Source organism: Achromobacter sp. (assembly GCF_036567245.1).
GTDB lineage: Bacteria > Pseudomonadota > Gammaproteobacteria > Burkholderiales > Burkholderiaceae_B > Achromobacter.
On the sequence record NZ_DATCUY010000692.1, the window covers coordinates 1 to 4314 of the forward strand.

4 protein-coding genes are annotated in these 4314 nt (G+C 66.3%); all 4 read left to right on the top strand.

Annotated features, from left to right (window positions below):
- The coding region (locus tag VIR09_RS29685; RefSeq protein WP_332016130.1) for an aconitase family protein at positions 1-1490 on the top strand (1490 nt) is incomplete at its 5' end.
- Positions 1491-1520: 30 nt separating this feature from the next.
- Positions 1521-2882 carry a dihydroorotase gene (locus tag VIR09_RS29690; RefSeq protein ID WP_332016131.1) on the top strand — a complete coding sequence of 454 codons (1362 nt, stop codon included), beginning with the start codon at positions 1521-1523 and terminating at the stop codon, positions 2880-2882.
- Between the two features lie 33 nt (positions 2883-2915).
- Positions 2916-3644, top strand: coding sequence for an isochorismatase family protein (locus VIR09_RS29695; protein ID WP_332016132.1), 729 nt, complete (start codon positions 2916-2918; stop codon positions 3642-3644).
- Between the two features lie 22 nt (positions 3645-3666).
- Positions 3667-4314, top strand: a 648-nt coding sequence (locus VIR09_RS29700; RefSeq protein WP_332016133.1) for a GTP-binding protein, incomplete at its 3' end; no start/stop codon positions are given.

Here is a 4314-nt window from a genome sequence, read left to right on the forward strand (position 1 = left end):
CCGCCCTGGCCGCGCACCCGCCCAGCCGCGCAGCGCTGGGCCACGGCTCCGTGGCGCTGGCGGCCATCACTTCCTGCACCAATACCTCCAATCCCAGCGTGATGCTGGCCGCCGGCCTGGTCGCGCAAAAGGCGCTGACACTGGGCCTGACGCCGCCTGCCTGGGTCAAGCGCTCGCTGGCGCCCGGTTCGCGCGCAGTAACGCGCTATCTGGAATCGGCCGGCCTGCTGGCGCCTTTGCAGGCGCAAGGTTTCCACGTGATCGGCTATGGCTGCACGACCTGCGGCGGCAAGTCCGGCCCGCTGGAGGCCACGGCGGCCGATGCCATCACGGAAGGCGGCCTGGTGGCGGCCGCGGTGCTGTCCGGCAACCGCAATTTCGAAGGGCGCATCCACAAGCTGCTGCGCGCCAACTACATCGGTTCCCCCGCAATGGTGGTGCTGTACGCGCTGGCCGGCAGGATCGATGTGGATTTCGAACACGAGCCGCTGGGGCCGGGCGCCGATGGTATGCCCATTTATCTGCGCGATGTCTGGCCCAGCCAGGACGAGATCGCAGCCTTGCTGCCGCTGGCCGCGGACCCCGCGTTGTTCGCCGAGGTCTATGACCCCGCCAGCCTGGACAGCGCCATCTGGCGCGACCTGCCGGCACCCTCGGGCCTGCGTTTCCCCTGGGATCCGGAATCGCAATACCTGGTCGAACCGCCATTCTTCAAGACTGAGCCAGGCCGCGATGCGCTTTCCGACCTCGAAGCCAGCCTGACGCGCGGCCGTGTGCTCGCCGCGTTCGGCGACTCGCTGACGACCGACCATATTTCGCCCAGCGGCGAGATTCCGGCGGACACCCCGGCCGGCGCGTACCTGATCGCCAAGGGCGTGACGCCTCGCGACTTCAATACCTATGTGGCGCGCCGCTGCAATCACCATGTGATGACCCGCGCCACCTTCGCGAACATTCGCATCAAGAACGCCTTGGTGCCCGGCGTGGAAGGCGGCGTGACCTGCCATTACCCCAGCGGCCAACGCATGGCGGTGGTTGACGCGGCGCAAGCGTATCGCGCCGCAGGCGAGGCCAGCGTGATCCTGGGAGGCAAGGACTACGGCATGGGCAGCAGCCGCGACTGGGCCGCCAAGGGTTCGGCGCTGCTGGGCGTGCGCGCCGTGATCGCGGAATCCTTCGAACGCATCCATCGCGCCAATCTGGTGGGCATGGGCGTGCTGCCGCTGGCGTTCGCGGCGGGCGAGGGCTGGCGCCAGTTGGGCCTGACTGGCGCGGAAACCCTGCGTTTCGACAACGTGGCCAACGGCGTGCTCAAGGGCGAGCCCATCGAGGTCATCGCCGAGGACGGCGCGCGCCGCGTCGTCTTCCAGGCCTATGCCCAGGTCCTCACGCACGCAGAACGCAAGCTCATGGCGGAAGGCGGCATCCCCGCCAGCGTCCTCAACGGCTTCTTGAACGACACGGAGGCCGCGGACGCGGCCCATTGCTGACAACGCGCATCACCCAGGAAACACGACATCATGCTGGATCTGCTACTCACCAATGCGAGACTGTTTTTGCCGCAGCAGGGCCTGACAGAAGGCGTGCTCGGCGTCATCGACGGCCGCATCGCCATCATCGCTGAGCCGGGCACACCGCTGGAAGCTCGCGAAACCATCGATTGCCAAGGGCTATGGGTGTTGCCGGGGCTGATCGATCCGCATGTGCATTTCGGCTTCGGCTCGCCCGAGACCGACTTCGAAACCGAATCGCGTTTCGCGGCGCTGGGCGGCACCACGACGGTGCTTTCGTTTCATCGTTCGGCGGATATCCGCGAATCCTTTGAAAAAGTGCGCGACCGCGCCTTGTCGCAAAGCTGCGTGGATTTCGGCTTCCACTTCGGCATCACCAGCAATCTGCACGTGGAGACGCTGGAGGAAATCTCGCGCCGCTTCAACGTCAATTCCTACAAGCTCTACATGATGTACAAGGGTGCGGCGGGCCTGTCCAAGGGCTTTACCGACATTGACGATGGCCTGCTGTATTCGGCGCTGCGCGCCACCGCGGCGATTCCCGGCGCGATCATGGGCGTGCACTGCGAGAACGTGGAAGTGATTCCGGTCCTGCGGGATCCGCTGCGCGCCGCCGGCCGCGACGATTTGAAGGCCTGGAACGAGCAGAGCCCGGACTTCCTGGAAGCAGAGAATGTGCACCGCGTCTGCTACTTTGCGAACAAGACGGGCGCTGCGGTCAACATCGTGCACCTGAGCAGCCGCGAAGCGTTGGACGAGGCGCGACGACACCGCCGCACGCCGGACGCGCCGCCCATCTACGTCGAGACCTGCCCGCACTACCTGTTCCTGAACGACGTATCGCCGGCCGGCACTTATGCCAAGGTCAACCCGCCGGTGCGCGGGCAAGGAGACGTGGACGCCATGTGGGAAGGCGTGCTGGACGGTTCCATCACCACCATCGGCACCGATCACGTGCCGCGCAAGCGCGTCACCAAGGACACGGACATCTGGGCCGCCAGCAACGGCTTCCCCGGCACCGGCCTGATGCTGCCGATCCTGCTGCACGAAGGCTATCACCGCCGCGGCGTGCCGCTGGAAACCCTGATGAAGGTCTGCACGGAAAACTCCGCCCGCATCTATCGCATGCCAGGCAAGGGCAGCATCGAGATCGGCAAGGACGCCGACCTGGTGCTGGTGGATCCGGACCTGGAGCGCACTGTCGATCCCGCCGCGCTCGAATCCAATTCCGATTATTCGCCCTACGAGGGCATGACCCTGAAGGGCTGGCCCGTGCGCACGCTGGTGCGCGGGCGCACCGTGGCGCAGGACGGCCGCATCACCGATGCCGCGCGCAGCAACCCGGGCGGCCGCTATCTCAAGCGCCTTTGAACTGAACCTACTCTCTTTCTGGCAGGCACTACCATGAGCGAAACCAAGCGAATCTGGGACGATTTTCTGACCGAGCGCGACAAGCAGGTGCTGGCGCAAGCCGGCTACGGCAAGCGCGGCGGCTTCGGCAAGCGTCCGGCCCTGTTCATCATCGACGTGCAGTACAACTTTTGCGGCGACACGCCCCAGGACATCCTGGAAGGCCTGAAGCAGTACCGCACTCACTGCGGCCGCGAGGCCTGGGACGCGGTCGCGCATATCGTGCCGCTGCTGGAGCTGGCGCGCGACAAGAACATTCCGGTCTTCTACACCGAAAGCGGCCGCCGCGCCGACCTGCTGGACAGCGGCGTGCAAGTGGGCAAGAACCATCGCGGCGGCGAAAAGACCGTGCTGGCCGATACCCACGCCACCCAGACCGTGGAGCCGCTGGCGCCGCGGCCGCAGGACATCCGTATCACCAAGCAGAAGCCGTCCTGCTTCTTCGGCACCATCTTCATGAGCCACCTGAACTTCCTGGACGTGGACACGCTGATCCTGGTGGGCTGCACCTCGTCGGGGTGCCTGCGCGCCACGACGGTGGACGCCTATTCGTACAACTTCAAGGTCATCATTCCTGAAGAGGCGGCGTTCGACCGCTTCCAGGCCAGCCACGCCATGAGCCTGTTCGATCTGAACTGCAAGTATGCCGACGTGATTCCGTCGCGCGAGGTGCAGGACTACCTGCGCAACCTGCCCGCGCCTGCTGGCGCGGACCAGGCCTGAAGCGCGGCAGGGGGCGCGCGCCATGACCGTGACTGCCGCTGGACCGCTGCCGGTCTACCTGCTGACGGGCTTCCTGGGCAGCGGCAAGACCACGCTGCTGTCGCGCCTGGTGCGCAGCCCGCGCTTTGCCGACACAGCGGTGATCATCAACGAGTTCGGCGAGATCGGCCTGGACCACATGCTGGTGGGCCGCGCCGACGACAGCGACGTGGTGCTGCTGGATTCAGGCTGCCTCTGCTGCGCCGCTACCAGTTCGCTGCAGGACACGCTGGAGTCGCTCTATTACCGGCGCCAGCGCGGGGAGATTCCCGCTTTCACGCGGGTGGTGGTGGAAACCTCCGGACTGGCGGATCCCTGCCCGGTCATCAACACGCTGGCGGCGGATCCGCTGATCGCCCGCCATTACCGTTTCGGCGGCGTGGTGGCGACGGCCGACGCGCTGCATGGCATGGTGACGCTGGACGCCTATCGCGAAGCCAGTACCCAGATCGCCATCGCCGACCGGATCGCGTTGACCAAGACCGATCTGGCCGATGAAGCCGCCATTGAGGCGCTACGGTCTGCGCTGCGCGGTTACAACGCCAGCGCGCCCATCCGCGCGGTGTCGCCCGATACCGTGGACGAGGACGCGCCGGCGCTGTTTGATGGACTGCGCCCCGAGCATCTGGAC